Below are 15,086 nucleotides of genomic sequence, written 5' to 3' on the forward strand. Positions count from 1 at the left end.
CGCTTACCTCGGCCCGTGGCCGCACACCTAGAAGGGAATGTCGGAATCCCAGTCATCTCCAGCCGCTCGCAGCGGCTTCCAGTTGTCATTGTCAGCAACGGGCTCGGGTTCAGCAGCCGAGTCACCGGCCTTCCACCCTACCACGGATTGATATTTTCCGTCTGGCTTGAGTTGAACCTGTGCAGTTGTGCGCAGTTCACCAGCGCGCTCCAAGAACTCATCAACAGTCTTTGGGAATGGTCGCTGTCCTCCATGCTGCGCCCAATAACGTTGTGCCTTTGCTCCAGCGAATCCCGGGTGCTGCGGGCATAGCCACTCATTAACCGCCGTGAGGCCAACCATGTATGTCGTCTTTACACTCGGCGGCTTTCCAAGCTTGGGCGGGTGCTCGCGGAATGTTCGCCTTGTGACCTCGTGCCAGACCGGCGGGGCGGTGGAGAGCACAGGTGCAATAGCAGCTGTGGCCGTAATCTTTTCTTCTTCCGATGGCGGGAAGACGTAGCCGCAGCAATGGCATGTCATGCGCGAGATGGGAATCAGCTCACCACATCCGGTGTTTCCGTTCTCATCCTTCTTGTCCTGCGGGCACATCTTCACGGGTTGCTCGCCAGTTCCTTCGCCCGGCGCCTTCGGCCTGATCTGGTCGATAGGCCCGTGATAAGCCAGGTTCTTGCCGTGGTCCGCAACAAGGCAATCCTCTTTGCCCGGCGAATTGCGTGTGCCGCGGCCAAGGATCTGCACCAGCTTGCCGGCAGACTTGGTGCTCAACAATAGAGATATGAAGTCAACGAACGGAAAGTTTGTGCCCGTCGTTATCATGTTGACCGATGAAATCGCCCAGATCTTCCCAGCGCGGAATTCCTCGAAAATCTTCTGGGTCTGATGGGCGTTGTCGCTGGTGAGGACAGCACAAGTTCTGCCGTGCCTGCGGATTGCCTCAGCAATGTGGGTGGCGTTCTCTTTGCTGGTGCTGAAGTAAAGCGCAGCGCGCCTGCCCTCCGACATCAACATGTCCTCGGCGACAGCGTCCTCAATGATACGTTCAGCTGCAGTCGACAGCTGACCCGGGATATAATCGCCACCTCGTGTGCCAACTCCCTTAAGATCAATCTTGGAGGTGGTTTTGTGGCTCACAAGTCGCGTAAGATACCCCTCGTCAATAAGGTCCGTTAGCTTGGCCTCATAGACAACGGTATCAAACAGTCGATCTTCGCCCTCGGTGAGCCGTCCGGAATCCAGTCGATAATCTGTTGCTGTGGTGCCTGCGATGCGGCGCTCGGGATTGAGCTCCAACGTCGCGGCGAAGAACTTGCCATATTGCGTTTCGCCGTTGCGGCTGATGGCGTGTGCCTCATCCACGATGATAAGGTCAGGCGCGCCAAGTAGGGCCGCACGGTTGCACACTGATTGAATACCGCAGAACAGCACTTGCGCACGGGTGTCGCGTTGCCCCAGGCTGGCAGAGTAGATCCCAGCCGGCGCAAACGGGCTGAGGCCGATGAACTCCTTGAAGTTCTGCTCCACCAGAGACGCTGAATGTGTCACGTTGAAGATGCGCATGTCCGGGTAGTCGCGCAGCAGCTCCTCAATCATTTTAGCAATGACGAGTGCCTTGCCAGCACCGGTCGGCAACACGATAAGCCCGTTGCCGCCGCCTTCGCCCCAGTACTTGTACAGCGCGTCCAGCGCCTCACGCTGATATGGTCGCAGCTCAAGCAACGTTCGCCACCTTGATATTATCGTTGAGCACCGCCCTGGCCGCCCTGATACGGTAGTGGATGGTCGGCGCGCGCACGCCGCTACGCCTCGCAATGTCGGCCTCCGAGTGACCGCACGCTGATAGTAGCACTTCATCGCGGCTAGAAATGCGATCGAGCGCCAGAGAGATATCCGTCACGTATTCCTGTGTTGGCTCGGACGCGCGCAACTCCGGCCCATGGCTAGCATTGCGGTCCCGCTTGTACGTCACGCCGCGCATCAGCCAATACAGCCAGCCCGCGAAGTTGCCGTCTGTCCGGTAGATGTGCCAGCGCTCCAGCGCCCTGGTAATAATCTCTTGGTACATATCCTCGTGGCGCGTTGAGTCCCTTTCGAGAATGTGCATGCGGGAGCGGATGTACGGCTCATGGGCCAGCAAGAGGGCGTCGAAAGATGCCGGGCGATTGTCGTTGGCGTGCGTGGGGGTCATGCTGCAGCTGCCTCTGCCTGCTTGTTGTTGTCGTTTGCGGCAAACACCGCGCCGAATAGTGGACGCACATGGTCCACCCCGGAGGCCGAACCGGCATTTTTGATAATAGAAGATATGATCGTCTCGCGTGGGTTGGCTCCAGCGCGCACCTGGAAGGCTAGCGAACGCACTTGCGGAATGACACCCGCCAAGAGAACGGTGGCGAATGTTTTCTGGTCGACATCTCTGCCAGCAGACACCATGCGCGCCAAGACGTCCTCAGCCTCAGCAATGCCAGCAAGCACCTCAGTTCGGTACCGCTCGACGTTGGCGCGGTCGGGCGCCTCAAGTAGCGGCAGCACGTCATCGAGCTCGTCGCGAACAATGAGCGCCAAGACGTTCTTTTCCTGCAGCACGGCATCCTTGGCGCGGTGCTTTAGAACGTAATCCTCGCCCTTTGCCTTCACCATGAAGCCGTCAGCGAAACGGATAACGAAGCCCTCCATTCCCTTGACCGATCTGGCGTGGTGTAGGAACAGCTTGGGGTCGTCTGAAGCTTCATGGATGGGTACAGAACGCACACCCATGTCCCGCGCGATATCAGCGACCGAGTTTGCGCTATAGTAGTGTCCATCTACATTGCGCCTTACAGCCAGTAATGTAAGGCCGCTCTCTTCGTAGTTGATGACAATGCGGTTGTCAGGCGCCGTGAACTCGAAAATGGGTGTAACGCCGCACTCAAGACCAACCCTGCATTCCTGGCGCACGGCGTCAGTTAAATGCCGCTCAGCTTTCCGCGCCACGTCCGTAAACCCCATCCGCGTCATGAACACGACTTCATCGTTCACGATCGCTGGATGGATCATGGATCCATCCACCTTCTCCATGACTGCATGGGGTGCCGAGAGGTCTAGGTTCTCTGCCGTACACTCCGGCCGCTCGCCGACGTTAAAGAATTTCTGAAATGGCCTGGCCAAGATACGGCCATCAGGCGCGAACTTCAGTCCGCGACACTCCAGCCGGACCGGATCATCAAATGAATCCGGCGCTGCGTACACGTAATCTACGACCGTATATCCCTCTTTCTGGACCACAACGAAGTCCGAACGCCCAGCCATGTGGGGCATGACGTCATCCAGGTGCTCGATGCGTTCCGGTGTATACATCATGCCGCGAGCCTCAGGCCGCTAGTGCGCGCGTCATGTACCGAGACGTTCGGCAGCCCATCACCGGTCAGGATATCCTTAAGCGATGACTGGAACCGCTCGTGGTGCACCTCCACAAGCGGCCTACCCTTCACCATCACACCAGCCCGCCAGTCCGCATCGCGCAGCTTGTCCAGCAAAGGCCGGTCAACCACCACGTACTCAACCTGCGATCCGGCTGGCACAAGGCTGACAAGCGCCAGCCTGTCGCGACGGCGCAGGTTGGTGGCATCGATAGCCACAGGCAGGCCGCACTCAAGACGTGCGCGAGCGAGCCGGCGCATGGCTTCGAACACGTCGTCGTTGCGCTCCTGTGACTTGAAGTCGCCGCAGTATTCTTGCCGCAGCCCGTCCGATGAGATTACCCACGTGTCGTTGAAGTGCTTGCTGGCATAGGTGGACTTCCCTGCCCCGCTCGGACCCACCAGCAGCGCCATCAGAGGCTGTTGGACCGGCTCAATAAGACGCGGCGCCTCCCAGTTGGCGGCAACCTGGAAGCACACAATCCCCTCTTCACGCCACATGTCGACAACGCGCTGCCGATCGTCGTAAACGACGTCTGGCCAGTGGTCGGGGTGGGTCTGGTGCAACCAATAGCGCTTCAACTCGACGTCCGGCGTATTATCGCCGGCACAACGCATGTGGGTGAGTAGAGCTGGCGCGATGCCAGGCTCGCACACTAGCCATTCCTCGGTTTGGCGATACACAACATCAGAGCGAGCAGACCAGATTTCCACGTGGTGCCCGGCAGCCTGATGCGCCTTGAGCGCGTTCACCACAGGCCAATTGGGAACATCATCCACACAGGCCGCAAAGAACGATTCCCAATCCTTATTGCCACCTCGGACAAAATGCGTGCGGTGACTAATATCGGCAATAGTGCCGTCCAGGTCGAAAATCACTTTCATGCTGCATTCTCCAGTCTGTCTTGGCCATCAACCCACAGCTGCCCATCGGGCTTGCGGTAGGTAATCGTCTCCGCCTCGGCGTCAGCGTCAATTTGCTCGTAACCAACAAGCGTTTGCGGGATAAAGAGGTGCGCCGGACAGCCCGCGTCTTGCTCAGCAAGCGACAGCGGCTTTTGCCAGCGCGAGCAATCCCAGCCCGCGTTACCATCCATCAGCGGTGTCGAATGAATGCACGTGCGGCAATGCGCGCGTGGCTTAAGCTCACCCCAGCAAACGTCCGCCTGCTTGCAGAACATTCCCCGGAAATCATCGCGTTTGGTGCAGAGTCTGGCGGGCGGATTCGGTGAGTTGACGATGCGCTCAATCCGGGCAACCGATCTGATAGCGAAGTCCGCGTCATACGGCACGCGCTCAAAGTGCAGATCCTCCGTATTCTTGTTGGACATCATGTAAAAGACGCGGTCGATGCCGAGTCCGAACATGTAAAACTGGAACGTCGCGTAATGCATCGGCATGCCGACCTTCACGCCATTCTTCTTTACTGGTCTGAACTTCTCTTCCTTGGCCGATTTGCACTCAACAACGTGCTCCTTGGTCGGCGCCTCTAATATCTTGAGCGCACGCCCATCGATCTTGCCGCGAAGGTGACCACCAACTGCGCGAACCTTGTCCTGCTCTCCCCACACCTCGCAGCCAATCGAGCGGAGCAACTCCAGCAGGCGCTCCTCCTCGATGTTGCCGCGCTCGAATATACGACGCTGCCGCCAACCGATTTCCTCCGGCCTAGATGCGCGGCGGAACGCAAGCCAGATTTGCCGATCGCACTCCAGCCCGATATCGCCGGCCGGCACGCCAACCGATTCCCAATCGTCGTGGCCGGTTTCCAGCTTGCGCTGGACGGCTTTGAGTGTTGGCGTGATGACTTGCGGCAGTGGCGCCACTAGACCCCCACCGCCACACGAGCCGCGAAGTAGATCAGCCACGCAGCGAGCGTTACACTGACACACACGGCCAGGCGCACCACAGCAACAACGGCTTGGCCGAAGTTGTAATCACCTCCGCTGCTTTCGTTCGGCCACCAGAGGCCCCACGCCCATACAGCAATGGTAACAGCGAGCGGAGCTGCCCAAGCGCTTAGTGTAATGGTCATTGTCTTGCCTCTACCTCGCCCTGCGAACGGCAGAAATATCTAGGATCCCAATCTGTATCCACCTCCACAAGAGTTACTGTGCCGTCAGGCGCAGTAACTTCTAGCTCGTGGTTATCTGGGTAGCCGTCAGCAAAACAGCCGTTTCGCGCGGATTCCTTGCACCACTCCTCGGCCGCTTCCTCGTCGTCGTATGCCTCAAACGATTGCCTATCGTCCTCCGGCTCCCGCCAAGAGATGGAGCGGACTTTGTACGAACCTCGGGGCATCACGCCACCCTCGCGAACGAAGCCAACTCCTTGGCGCGCGCCAGGACTTCTGAATGCGACACAAGCGGATCACCCCAGAATGTATCCACAGGGACTCCGATTGCTCGCGCAAGCTCGGAGTAATCTTCTTTCAGCTGTATCCACGACAGCTCGCTGGATTGCGCCTCGTCACGCAAACTGTCGTACAGGCCCTGCAGGTGGCAAAGCTCAGCCCGGGTGTCGATTAGTTCGTCCGTAAGCTTGTCGATTTCTGCTTGTGTCATCATTCCATTCCAACATGCTCGGCAATGCGCCGCAGAATCTCTTTCAAGGACTCGCTGGCATCGGCCGAGGCGATTGCAAACGAAATTGGCAGCGCAGCGAGCGCATCCCGCTCGTTCTCTTCCCTCTCGCGGATACGATCTTCGGCGAGAGCCTCGTCCCACCCTTGACGCCAATCGCACGCACGGCTGGCGTCCTTGTATGGGTTCAATTCGTTCGGGTAACCGCCGCGATAGTAGGCATTGCGTCCCTTGCGCCGCCTAGCGCTCGGTGTCTCGCTCATGCCGCCCTCCCCATCACTTCGCGGTATCGCGCCTCGCAATCCGCAATGTCCTGCCAGGTTGGCGTGAAGTTGCGTTCCAAGGTGACAACTGCGTCTTCAAACCTGCCACGCCTAATCAGCGAAATTGCTTCGAACGCCGCGTCTTTAAGGTCAGCCTCGGCATCCCAGCGCCCCTCCCAATATCGTGCGTCAGACATGGGCTAAATCCGCATCGGCATCACTAGGCCAAGCCATTCGCCATCGCCCTGGAAGATCGCGGGTGTACCACCATCGGCCAGTGAAATGCGCACCTCGTCACCCGGTGCTGCGCCCAGAACATCGCTGGCGTACTGGCAGTTGAACCCGATCTCGATGGGCTCTCCGCTGTACGAGGCTGGCACGTCCTCGTGCGCCGTCCCGTCGTCGGCCCTCATGTCAATGGCGATGTTGTCGCCAGCAACGCTGAACTTGGCACCCTTGCCGCGCTCGCTGGCCACGGCTGTGGCTCGCGCAACTGCGTTCGCCAGGTCCTTACGGTCGACCGTAACGACGTTGTCGTTATTGGCGGGGATCACTCGTTGGTAGTCAGGAAAGGTGCCATCGATCAACTTGGACACGATGATGATGTCAGCCGTGGCGAAACGCACCCGGTTCTTGCTGAGCGACACCGAGACAACACCAGCCGGCACGACGCCCACCGTCTTTGACGGAACAATCACGGGCGGGATCTGCGGCATCCCCGTCGCGGTATTGTGCGCCAGACGGTGGCCATCCGTTGCGACCGCGCGAATGCCGGCCTCGGCAGTGCTGTGGAGGTGAACGCCGTTTAGATAATACCGCGTAGCCTCGTTGGACATGGCGAACTTGACCGGCGCCACCAGCTCGGCGAAGTCCAAGTCAAACTCAACATCAGGTGACCCCGCATCAAGTCTCGGGAAGTCCTCAACCGGCAAGGTCGGCAGCGTGAACCTGGAGCGTCCCGATTTGACGACGAGCTTGTCATCCTTGACTTCCATAGTGACGGTATCGCCGGAGATTCGACGCGCGATGTCGCTAAGACGCTTGGCGTCGACCGTGGCGCTCAGTTCGCCGTCGCACGTCGCCATGGCACTAACCTGGATATCCAAGTCAGTGCCGGTCACGGTCAGCGTGCCAGACGCTCCCGACAACAGCACGTTGCCGAGAATCGGGATGGTGTTTCGGGATTCCACTGGCTTGGTGGCAGCCGAAAGCACGCGCGCCAAATCGGCGCGTTGGATGGAGAGGGTCATTGTTGAATGTCCTGTACAGTGAGCCGTGCACCGCAGTGCAAGGTGGGTTAGCCTTTGATGTGCTCGATCGCCTCTTCGACGTCCTTGGCGCCTTGCATACCCAACGTACGCATGGCGGCAGCCAGATTTTTCAACCGGCCTTTTATCGTGCGCCTACCTAACTTCAGTTCCTCGCGCCTTGCTTCCTCGTAACGGTCCTCGTAGCAACTGTCGTAGTGCCCCATCACCGCACCTGCAACGTTTCATCGCCGACCACACGCTGCGCACCAGGTACAGCAATGCCAGCGTCAAGCGCATCCTTGATGGCGGTCTTGCTGACCTTCTTGTCGACCTCAACCTTGAACGCCCAGGACGGCAGCGCCGTCTCGTCTGTCACCTCGATGGACTCGCGGCCCTTGGCCCGGGTGAGCGTGCCTTCCGGAAGCTTCACGGACTTCAGGTCACCTGCCGTCATGAGGCGCAACGCAAAGCGACGCATGGCCCGCGCACGTTTTTCGGCACCGCCCTTGCGAGCGGCGAGGTTATCAATGCGGGAGTCGATCGCTAGTGCGTCCGCCTCAGCCTCACGAAACCGCGTTAGGATCCGATCGAGCACGTCATAGGCCGCCGTGCTGCCCTCAATCATATCGGCGCGCAATTCCTCATCCTCAGCCAATTCCGGGTAGCTGGCGATGAGGTTGGACAATTCGAGCTCGATAAGCTGAACGTCCAGCAAGATGTTTTCGTTCTTGGGCATTAGGCGCTCACCACCTTCAGGCCACACTCGGCCAACGTATCATTCAGAATCTTGCTGTTGTGCTCGCCCCAGTTCAGCGCATCGCACAGTTTCTCAACCGGCGTCTTGGGCTTGTCCGGCTTGAGTAGGCCAAGCGCAGTCAGGATATTTACAACCGCGTCTCCGCAGTGGGCAGCCTCGCCCCACGCAGCCCTCGCCTTCCTATTTGCCTCATCTAGCGTCATTCAGTCCTCCAAAATGTCAGGTGGACTACTGGTGCGCGTGTCGCACCAGTAGTAGTGTTGGCCGCCCTACTTCTTGCCCCACGGCCTGGCCTTGGTGGACGCCGCACCACCGTTCCCAGTCGTGCGCGCGTCGCCGCTAGGCTTATTGTCGTTTGCAGGTCGCGACGCGGGCCGGTTGTCGTTCGCAGCGACCGGGCCGGTCACACCAACCTCCGGCAGGTCGCCCTCGTCCGGGTAATAGTAAGCCTTGATCTCCGCGCGAGCCGGGTACACGGGCGACCCGTCCGGATTCTTATCCTTCGACGGCTTACCCAGGCCGATCTTGGCGCGGAACGAGATAAAGTGGAGGGCGTCGCTATCATCGACTTCTTCGATGCCCAATGCGCGGCAGAGCTTGGCGAAGGTCTTCTGGCCAATCTCCTGGGTCTGCGCCACGTCATGCTCAAGCATGATGTTGTTGAACAGGAGGCGCCCCTTGTGCTCCTCCGGAGCCACAACACTGACCCGCAAGGCCAGCATCTTGCCATTGCCCTTGGGTCCAGACGTATCCTTCACTTCGGACTGGATGATTTCGAGGTCGTAGATTCCGTTCGGCAGTTCAGGATAATCGTTCTGGGAGGTGTCGTGATCTGTGCTTTTGAACTTGGTTCCGAGTTGGGCCAAGGGTGGTCTCCTGATTGAGATCAGGTTGCGGCTGTGCCGCGTAGCACTCGGCTAAAGGGCCGATCGTGCCGATAGTTATACTAGGCGACCGCGCTCATTGGCGAAGTCAATTGGGTGCTTGCCGCCCTTCTTCTTGTTGCAGGTTGAGCAAAGCACCTGAAGGTTGGAACGATCGTTTGAGCCGCCGAGCACAAGTGGAATGATATGGTCCACCTGCCTGGCAGTCCTCTTTCTCACCGAGCAACCGCATTCTGCGCACCTGTATTTTTGTCGCTGTAGTATCTCCAAGACGTCGCCTGAGGTGTGGCTGCCATCACTACCGCGCAAACGCGCCCTTCGTTTTCGTACATTTGCTTGCACCTTCTCGGGGTTGTTGGCGGCGTATCGGCGTGAGGACTCAGTTCGCTTCTCGGGATTATTCGTGATCCATTTCTTTCGACTGGCTATTACCTTGCCGGGATTTCTCTCTCGCCATTCCAGGATTTGCTCCTTTACCCTTGGATTAGCGTGGTATCTCCGCAGGTCGGTGGCGGCTTTTCTTTCTCTGTTTTCGCCGTACCACCTCGTGGCCTTCTCCATGGCGCACGGGACGCAGCTCCCAGAGTTTGAATATCTCTTGTCCCGGTGCCCATGCTTGCAAGTCTTGCCATCTGAGTAGAACTTCAGACCCGCCGTCACCGCCTCCGCGCGAGTGCGCGGAAGCTCGTTGTCGTTAGCAGCATTCACTGTCAGAAATACCACTTCGTTGCTTCGGCGCCGGCCTTCTCAAGCCAGCGCTCGGTGCGCAGCATGTACTGCTCGGCTTCCTGAGGACGGTCAAAGCCGACCCTGGAAACCGCCCTCTCAAACGCAGCCTTGGCCAGTTTGGCCCAGCAGCGCTTGATTGCGGCGTCTACGGTCTGGGAGCGTTTGGTCACGCCGCCTCCATTCCACGCTGTTTGCCTTCGTCATATCCATCGGCCGGCACGAGCCAGTCGAGCGCTCGGCTGCCGCACACCAGAAGCATCGTTCCATTACGCGCTCCCGGCGGAGGCGGGTTGGACATAAGCCAACCAGCCAGTCTCACGTCATCGCAGCGAAGGTATGGGGTCACGCCGTCTCCCCTTGCACGCTCGGCAGATACTTCGCCAGCTCGCTGTAGCCCTTGCCCTTCACGTACTTGATGGACTCGGGAGTCGGAAAGCGCGACTTCGCCACAAAGCCCGCATTCTCAGCTAGATGGATGTAGCGCTCCTTTCCTTCAGCGTGATGCGTTGATTTCTTATTACTTGGATCGGCTTTGACCAGAGTCACACGGTAATTCACGAACCCGACCACGTCCGACTTTTCCCGGATGAGGGCCGCGGCGCGCTTGTGAAGCTTGACCTCGTATCGGCTGTACGGGTCAGAGACCGGAGAGTTGAATGTCACGATTCCGGGATGCGCGAGCAAAACGACGTTGATGCCAGCCGTGGCCAATGCGTCCAGCGCGTCAGTAATTTCGGTCCACTCGACATCGGCCTCTCGATAGCCCCGACCATAAGCCGCAGTTGACCCGGAGCTGCTGTCATCGATCGCAGTGGCGCCGATACGCGCACAAGTGACCTTCCACACAAGCGGCTCGAGTCCGTCCAAGCTATCGAAGATCGCGGTCTTGAAGTCGTGGACAAGCGAGCCGTCATCGTTGGTCGCCAGCAATTCGCCAACGATGTCGTACAGATCCTCAAGCGTTTCGATCGTGCCTGGCGTGGGAAGATCGATGTCCGATGGCGCGCGTTCGCCAGACGTCGGGATATAGACCGGGTTGGGAAATTCCGAGGCCAGCGTAGTCTTGCCGACGCCGTCGACGCCGTAAATCGTTACGATGGGCGCGCGTTCTTGCGCTTGCTTCTTGGTCGACTTGAGCGAAGAGAGTGAGATTGCCATTACGTATCCTTACGAATGTGCTGGAGGCCAATGCCCAGGCGTGCTTGCGAGGGCCATGAGAACGCACGCGATAAGAAATACGTGCAGAGGATCGAGGTGGCCGGTTGCGGTCCAGAGGTGCACTGCTAGAAAATCCCCAGCCAAACCCCAAGACCGTGCACCACGCCAACCGGCGCCACGATGCAGCCGAATGCCAGCAAGATCCATGCACTGGCCTTGATGCAGACGATGACGTGCGTCACCCAGGCCGCCACGCTGCCGACAAGGATAGCGATCCATGCCAGTAACAGCGACATAACGGCCATACCCTGCCTCTCGTCGGGATTGCGGTATCGTTGGCGGGCGCGCCAAGCATTGAAGTTTGCAACAGAGTCGTCGTACAGACTGAACATCAGATCGCGTCCTTCTTTTCGTAAGAGCCAGGAATGCAGCGGACCTTGCTGATGGTCCACCGGTCATCGGCAAACCTGCCGGCCATCTTCCATTGCGCAAGATCGGCCGGAAACAGCATGCAAGCCTGCAGGCTGTCGACCTTGGTCACGATTTCCTCGTGACATGCCTGCGCTGGAATTCCAGCCAGCGCCTGGCAGAGCACGGCAACGACCGTGATTGTCATGCGGCCCTCGCGAGCTGGCCGCACGTCTCCAACTCATCCGCTACCGCTCGCAAAGCCGCCGCCTGCGCTTTGTGTCTGGTTCGAGCCTTCCGGCGACGCTCGTCAAACGACTTTCGATCGTTCCACTTGGCCGCTGCGCGGAGTTGCTCAGCGGTTACACCGCTGGCCAGCGCTTGCTGCAGGGTGATGGTTGTCGGCTGTGGCTGAGCAGCAGCGGGCAACCGGTGAATGTTGGCGGCGTTCATTAAATCTCCCCCATGATAAGCTTGTTAAGGTACGCAGCACACGTCTCGCCATAAGACGGTTCTTTTCCCGCAGCCTCCTCCGCAAGAAAAAGCCCGACGGTCTGGAACTCAGCCGCGAAGGAGTCCGGCTCCTCGGTGTATCTCCGCATCCACTCGTTGAATGCCTGTGCTGTCGTGCGACCTGCCATCACGCCACCTCCTTCATGCTGTAAGACACTTCGGCCACGCGGCCGGCTACGCGCTGATAGACAGCGAATTCCTGGCCAGGGTTGTTCTTGGCGAGCCGCTCGGCTTCAGTCACCGCGCTGGCGACGTCAGCGTGGACGAACGGGATGTTGCTAGGACGCGGCTGGCCATCTAGGATACGGGCGACGATGCAGGGGCGCGTGTCGATGACGAGTTTGTCAGCTACGACCGCGAGCGGCCGGGCCGGGCTGAGATTTCTTTCCTTCTCACCACAGGTGCCGTACCACGTTGAAAACTTGACACGATACCAGCCGTCCTCAACCGAGATGACTTCACCGATACCTGCATCATCAACACTAGACGTTGTGACCAGGTCTCCGATCTTAAACTTCGGTTCGGGCTTCGCTTCCTGCTGGCCATCGCGCCCCGCGCAATCCGCAGCCTCCACCAGCTCCAAGTTATCCGCGTCAATCGGCAGGCCCATGCGCTGATACGCGCCGTGCTTTACGAACACGGCATGATTAGACTGGCGGTCAACTTCGCCGACATCGCCGGCAGCGAAGTAGCCGCTGTGTTTGGTGACGCGAACCTTGTCACCTGGAAGGAAGGCGGGTGCGAGGCGGTGCTCGAACAGGCCTTCGGTATGGTGCGAAAGCCCGTCAAGATGGTAGTAAATGCCGAGGCCATCGACCGGTTTCACCGTGGTGACAGTAGCGACATCGCCAATCGCACCACCACCATCGGCGTCAACCACGCGCACGCGCTGACCGATCTTGAACTTCGGCGCATCAGCTGCTCGCGCAGCTTCATCCTTCAGCAAACCGTACATCCCTGGCCCCTTAGTGATGAGTTGCATTGCGGGATTCAGCCAGAGCGGCCTTGGCGCAGTCGAAGCAGACAACGTTGGACTCGTCGGGCTCGACAGACTCAAGCAAAGAACCGCGCCACCACTTCTCTTGGGGCGATCCCGTCGCATCGCGATACAAAACGCGGTATTGGTCTTCCTGACCTTCAGCTATCTGCAGGCCGGTAATGGTACCAATCACGCTATCGTCGATTTCGACGACGTCGCCGATGTCAAAAAAATGCTGCATGTAAAGGCTCTTCTCTTCTGGTGTCATGGAGTCTCCAAGGCGCGCAGTTTCGTTTGCCGCACGCGCCCACGCGGCAAGCAGTTATGATTCATTGTTTGTCTGAAGTTACGCTGCGCTACGCAGCCCGGTGTCTGGCGCGCTAATCCGAACTGGTTCCCGGCCACACAACGCGCGCACATCGTCTTCGTAGAGCCGCCCAGGATGGGCCACCTGCAGCGCCAGGAGCTCTAAGGTCGCCCCTAATTCTTCTGGCTGCTCCTCGTATTCAGCGGAGAGGATCAGGCGACGAACAACATCAGCACTCACCCCGACCCGCTCGGCGATCTCTTCACGGGGGTAATTGTCACCCCAAAGTGCCAGCACCTCTGCGTGCTTTCTGTCCGGTATTTGTACACCCGTGCGGGCTGCCTTAATTTTGGTCCTGTTCCGGCGGAAGAATCTCTCAACGGTCGCCTTGTGAACTCCGACACGCTGAGCGATTTCCGCTACGGTTATGCCCTCGATGCAGGCCAGATCGATAATTTCCTCGTCATTCCATCGAACCATAATGAATTCCGTGAGTTGGCGTTTCCGCGATGTGGGAACACCCTACACTGATTCTATACAAAAGCCATACAGAAACCAGCACCTGTTGAGATTTTCTTGTCTATGTTTTGTAGTGGCTTGTTTTAGCTAGATTTTTAAGCTTGATTGAAATGTATAAGTTTCGTATACGGAACACACCGCGTAAAAACACGGGGTAGCAAAAGGGAGTATGTCGTGGATTATGCGAAGTGGGCTAACAAGCACATCGATGAAATGGCTGAGCCGCGCGGACGCACGAAGGTCGTTATAGCCTTGGCTGAGCGTCTCGGCATGGCAAAACCCACGCTACACACGCGACTGCGTGGCGAGACCAAATTCAGCACAGAGGAAGTCGAGAGAATGGCCGAGTACTTCGGTGTAGAGTCGCCAGTTAGGGCCAGGCGGGCGAACGACAATCATGCGAGCAACGTGGTGTCGCTGCGCCAAGCGGCGACGCGCAGCACGGAGGGCGTCCCCTATCCGATACTGGGCGTGGTGGAAGCTGGTTCATTTCGAGAAGCTGACTTGCTTTCGCAAGTTGAGCCGCGCTCCGTGAACGCGGCGCGCAGCGCAAGTCATCCTAACGCAAGACCGATGGCTTGGGTGGCGCACGGCGACTCAATGAACGAAGCAAAGATATTCGACGGAATGATTGTTCTCGGCGTCGACTTCCAAGATGCAGGCGGCGTGCTGACGAACAATATGATTGTAGTTGTCGAGCAGAGCCGGGGCGGCCTGATTGAGCGCTCCGTTAAGGCCGTGGCCGTTTATCCGGACAGAACCGAGTTCCAGCCGAGATCCACAAACCCCATTCATAGGCCAATCGTTTACAAGAACGGGAACCATGATGAAGATGTGGAGGTAAAGGTGCTGACTGTGATTCATGGGGCATACGTCGATCTCTCACGCTGAGTAACGCGCGATATCCACGCCTGCTTTACAGTTATTCGTTTGTGTTCAAATTGTGTATTGCGCGACACGCAACTTTATCGCATTGTTCTGCCGGGCGTAGAAACCCGGCTACATTGTAGGCCTCTCCGTATTGGCGGCGCCGAATCCCGACACTTCAGTCGGCGCGTGCCCTGGCGGGCACGTCACTTGGCCTTGTGGCCGGGGGCGTCTCGCCATGTCCAAGACCTCACGGTCTAAAAGCGGACGGTCCGTAAATGTTAGCGGATTTCTACCCCCCGGCTGCCGCGCCGGTTCGCGGCCATGGGGAGTATAAGGAATGGGCGTCGAAACACTACAGCGTGAGCGTGATTGTTACGGAGGACAAATACCTAAAATGCGCGACAAGTTTAGCGCAGCTTTGTTTTACTCAATACTGCGTGCCGAGGGATGCGACCCGATTGTTATTAATGGC

The 15,086-nt window shown here is 58.5% G+C and carries 24 protein-coding genes; 1 reads left to right on the top strand and 23 read right to left on the bottom strand.

Translation table 11 applies throughout. From position 1 onward, the window contains the following. Positions 1-27: 27 nt before the first annotated feature. From AC5V87_RS23105 to AC5V87_RS23215, 23 genes are all read right to left on the bottom strand, one after another. The gene (locus tag AC5V87_RS23105) at positions 28-1,719 is read right to left on the bottom strand and encodes a DEAD/DEAH box helicase (protein WP_495367869.1); all 1,692 of its coding nucleotides are present in this window, start codon (positions 1,717-1,719) and stop codon (positions 28-30) included. Beyond that, complete coding sequence (locus tag AC5V87_RS23110; RefSeq protein WP_495367870.1) at positions 1,712-2,188, bottom strand: RNA polymerase sigma factor; 477 nt, start codon at positions 2,186-2,188, stop codon at positions 1,712-1,714. Before AC5V87_RS23110 ends, AC5V87_RS23105 begins: the two co-directional genes overlap by 8 nt. Beyond that, positions 2,185-3,336 (bottom strand): RNA ligase, encoded by a 1,152-nt coding sequence (locus AC5V87_RS23115; RefSeq protein WP_495367871.1) that lies wholly within the window; start codon positions 3,334-3,336, stop codon positions 2,185-2,187. The genes AC5V87_RS23110 and AC5V87_RS23115 overlap by 4 nt, the downstream gene beginning before the upstream one ends. Continuing rightward, positions 3,333-4,280 (bottom strand): phosphatase domain-containing protein, encoded by a 948-nt coding sequence (locus AC5V87_RS23120; protein WP_495367872.1) that lies wholly within the window; start codon positions 4,278-4,280, stop codon positions 3,333-3,335. Before AC5V87_RS23120 ends, AC5V87_RS23115 begins: the two co-directional genes overlap by 4 nt. Further along, positions 4,277-5,221, bottom strand: a complete 945-nt coding sequence (locus AC5V87_RS23125; RefSeq protein ID WP_495367873.1) for an oxidoreductase — start codon at positions 5,219-5,221, stop codon at positions 4,277-4,279. Before AC5V87_RS23125 ends, AC5V87_RS23120 begins: the two co-directional genes overlap by 4 nt. A gap of 474 nt (positions 5,222-5,695) precedes the next feature. Further along, on the bottom strand, positions 5,696-5,959 hold the full coding sequence (locus AC5V87_RS23130; protein ID WP_495367874.1) for a hypothetical protein: 264 nt from the start codon (positions 5,957-5,959) through the stop codon (positions 5,696-5,698). Further along, a complete protein-coding gene (locus AC5V87_RS23135; protein ID WP_495367875.1) occupies positions 5,959-6,240 on the bottom strand; it encodes a hypothetical protein in 282 nt (93 codons plus the stop codon). The genes AC5V87_RS23130 and AC5V87_RS23135 overlap by 1 nt, the downstream gene beginning before the upstream one ends. Then, complete coding sequence (locus tag AC5V87_RS23140; RefSeq protein WP_495367876.1) at positions 6,237-6,437, bottom strand: hypothetical protein; 201 nt, start codon at positions 6,435-6,437, stop codon at positions 6,237-6,239. Before AC5V87_RS23140 ends, AC5V87_RS23135 begins: the two co-directional genes overlap by 4 nt. Before the next feature lie 3 nt (positions 6,438-6,440). After that, positions 6,441-7,490, bottom strand: a complete 1,050-nt coding sequence (gene dnaN, locus AC5V87_RS23145) for a DNA polymerase III subunit beta (protein WP_495367877.1) — start codon at positions 7,488-7,490, stop codon at positions 6,441-6,443. A gap of 47 nt (positions 7,491-7,537) precedes the next feature. Continuing rightward, the gene (locus AC5V87_RS23150) at positions 7,538-7,714 is read right to left on the bottom strand and encodes a hypothetical protein (protein ID WP_495367878.1); all 177 of its coding nucleotides are present in this window, start codon (positions 7,712-7,714) and stop codon (positions 7,538-7,540) included. Beyond that, positions 7,714-8,226: a siphovirus Gp157 family protein gene (locus AC5V87_RS23155; protein WP_495367879.1), complete on the bottom strand. Its 513-nt coding sequence runs from the start codon at positions 8,224-8,226 to the stop codon at positions 7,714-7,716. Before AC5V87_RS23155 ends, AC5V87_RS23150 begins: the two co-directional genes overlap by 1 nt. After that, on the bottom strand, positions 8,226-8,450 hold the full coding sequence (locus tag AC5V87_RS23160) for a hypothetical protein (RefSeq protein WP_495367880.1): 225 nt from the start codon (positions 8,448-8,450) through the stop codon (positions 8,226-8,228). The genes AC5V87_RS23155 and AC5V87_RS23160 overlap by 1 nt, the downstream gene beginning before the upstream one ends. 66 nt (positions 8,451-8,516) lie before the next feature. Beyond that, positions 8,517-9,113 (bottom strand): DUF669 domain-containing protein, encoded by a 597-nt coding sequence (locus AC5V87_RS23165; RefSeq protein WP_495367881.1) that lies wholly within the window; start codon positions 9,111-9,113, stop codon positions 8,517-8,519. Positions 9,114-9,188: 75 nt separating this feature from the next. Then, a complete protein-coding gene (locus tag AC5V87_RS23170; protein ID WP_495367882.1) occupies positions 9,189-9,692 on the bottom strand; it encodes an HNH endonuclease in 504 nt (167 codons plus the stop codon). A 149-nt stretch (positions 9,693-9,841) separates the two neighbouring features. Then, positions 9,842-10,030 carry a hypothetical protein gene (locus tag AC5V87_RS23175; RefSeq protein WP_495367883.1) on the bottom strand — a complete coding sequence of 63 codons (189 nt, stop codon included), beginning with the start codon at positions 10,028-10,030 and terminating at the stop codon, positions 9,842-9,844. A gap of 172 nt (positions 10,031-10,202) precedes the next feature. Continuing rightward, a complete protein-coding gene (locus AC5V87_RS23180) occupies positions 10,203-11,018 on the bottom strand; it encodes an ATP-binding protein (protein ID WP_495367884.1) in 816 nt (271 codons plus the stop codon). A gap of 125 nt (positions 11,019-11,143) precedes the next feature. Then, complete coding sequence (locus tag AC5V87_RS23185; RefSeq protein ID WP_495367885.1) at positions 11,144-11,410, bottom strand: hypothetical protein; 267 nt, start codon at positions 11,408-11,410, stop codon at positions 11,144-11,146. Further along, positions 11,410-11,634 carry a hypothetical protein gene (locus AC5V87_RS23190; RefSeq protein ID WP_495367887.1) on the bottom strand — a complete coding sequence of 75 codons (225 nt, stop codon included), beginning with the start codon at positions 11,632-11,634 and terminating at the stop codon, positions 11,410-11,412. The genes AC5V87_RS23185 and AC5V87_RS23190 overlap by 1 nt, the downstream gene beginning before the upstream one ends. Continuing rightward, a complete protein-coding gene (locus tag AC5V87_RS23195; protein WP_495367888.1) occupies positions 11,631-11,879 on the bottom strand; it encodes a hypothetical protein in 249 nt (82 codons plus the stop codon). Before AC5V87_RS23195 ends, AC5V87_RS23190 begins: the two co-directional genes overlap by 4 nt. After that, positions 11,879-12,067, bottom strand: a complete 189-nt coding sequence (locus tag AC5V87_RS23200; protein WP_495367889.1) for a hypothetical protein — start codon at positions 12,065-12,067, stop codon at positions 11,879-11,881. Before AC5V87_RS23200 ends, AC5V87_RS23195 begins: the two co-directional genes overlap by 1 nt. After that, complete coding sequence (locus AC5V87_RS23205; protein ID WP_495367890.1) at positions 12,067-12,894, bottom strand: hypothetical protein; 828 nt, start codon at positions 12,892-12,894, stop codon at positions 12,067-12,069. Before AC5V87_RS23205 ends, AC5V87_RS23200 begins: the two co-directional genes overlap by 1 nt. A 10-nt stretch (positions 12,895-12,904) precedes the next feature. Continuing rightward, positions 12,905-13,186 carry a hypothetical protein gene (locus tag AC5V87_RS23210; protein WP_495367891.1) on the bottom strand — a complete coding sequence of 94 codons (282 nt, stop codon included), beginning with the start codon at positions 13,184-13,186 and terminating at the stop codon, positions 12,905-12,907. Positions 13,187-13,264: 78 nt separating this feature from the next. Beyond that, positions 13,265-13,705 (bottom strand): helix-turn-helix domain-containing protein, encoded by a 441-nt coding sequence (locus AC5V87_RS23215; protein WP_495367892.1) that lies wholly within the window; start codon positions 13,703-13,705, stop codon positions 13,265-13,267. A gap of 213 nt (positions 13,706-13,918) precedes the next feature. Here AC5V87_RS23215 and AC5V87_RS23220 point away from each other — a divergent pair, with 213 nt between their 5' ends. Then, the gene (locus AC5V87_RS23220) at positions 13,919-14,635 is read left to right on the top strand and encodes a LexA family protein (RefSeq protein WP_495367893.1); all 717 of its coding nucleotides are present in this window, start codon (positions 13,919-13,921) and stop codon (positions 14,633-14,635) included. Positions 14,636-15,086: the final 451 nt, after the last annotated feature.

The sequence above is a fragment of the Bradyrhizobium sp. SOJA106 genome (genome assembly GCF_059448745.1).

Coding starts and splice junctions, on each gene's coding strand:
- AC5V87_RS23110 (WP_495367870.1), bottom strand. CDS start 2,188: ATGACCCCCACGCACGCCAACGACAATCGCCCGGCATCTTTCGACGCC.
- AC5V87_RS23115 (WP_495367871.1), bottom strand. CDS start 3,336: ATGATGTATACACCGGAACGCATCGAGCACCTGGATGACGTCATGCCC.
- AC5V87_RS23120 (WP_495367872.1), bottom strand. CDS start 4,280: ATGAAAGTGATTTTCGACCTGGACGGCACTATTGCCGATATTAGTCAC.
- AC5V87_RS23130 (WP_495367874.1), bottom strand. CDS start 5,959: ATGACACAAGCAGAAATCGACAAGCTTACGGACGAACTAATCGACACC.
- AC5V87_RS23135 (WP_495367875.1), bottom strand. CDS start 6,240: ATGAGCGAGACACCGAGCGCTAGGCGGCGCAAGGGACGCAATGCCTAC.
- AC5V87_RS23140 (WP_495367876.1), bottom strand. CDS start 6,437: ATGTCTGACGCACGATATTGGGAGGGGCGCTGGGATGCCGAGGCTGAC.
- dnaN (WP_495367877.1), bottom strand. CDS start 7,490: ATGACCCTCTCCATCCAACGCGCCGATTTGGCGCGCGTGCTTTCGGCT.
- AC5V87_RS23150 (WP_495367878.1), bottom strand. CDS start 7,714: ATGGGGCACTACGACAGTTGCTACGAGGACCGTTACGAGGAAGCAAGG.
- AC5V87_RS23155 (WP_495367879.1), bottom strand. CDS start 8,226: ATGCCCAAGAACGAAAACATCTTGCTGGACGTTCAGCTTATCGAGCTC.
- AC5V87_RS23160 (WP_495367880.1), bottom strand. CDS start 8,450: ATGACGCTAGATGAGGCAAATAGGAAGGCGAGGGCTGCGTGGGGCGAG.
- AC5V87_RS23170 (WP_495367882.1), bottom strand. CDS start 9,692: ATGGAGAAGGCCACGAGGTGGTACGGCGAAAACAGAGAAAGAAAAGCC.
- AC5V87_RS23180 (WP_495367884.1), bottom strand. CDS start 11,018: ATGGCAATCTCACTCTCTTCGCTCAAGTCGACCAAGAAGCAAGCGCAA.
- AC5V87_RS23185 (WP_495367885.1), bottom strand. CDS start 11,410: ATGTTCAGTCTGTACGACGACTCTGTTGCAAACTTCAATGCTTGGCGC.
- AC5V87_RS23190 (WP_495367887.1), bottom strand. CDS start 11,634: ATGACAATCACGGTCGTTGCCGTGCTCTGCCAGGCGCTGGCTGGAATT.
- AC5V87_RS23195 (WP_495367888.1), bottom strand. CDS start 11,879: ATGAACGCCGCCAACATTCACCGGTTGCCCGCTGCTGCTCAGCCACAG.
- AC5V87_RS23200 (WP_495367889.1), bottom strand. CDS start 12,067: ATGGCAGGTCGCACGACAGCACAGGCATTCAACGAGTGGATGCGGAGA.
- AC5V87_RS23205 (WP_495367890.1), bottom strand. CDS start 12,894: ATGTACGGTTTGCTGAAGGATGAAGCTGCGCGAGCAGCTGATGCGCCG.
- AC5V87_RS23210 (WP_495367891.1), bottom strand. CDS start 13,186: ATGACACCAGAAGAGAAGAGCCTTTACATGCAGCATTTTTTTGACATC.
- AC5V87_RS23215 (WP_495367892.1), bottom strand. CDS start 13,705: ATGGTTCGATGGAATGACGAGGAAATTATCGATCTGGCCTGCATCGAG.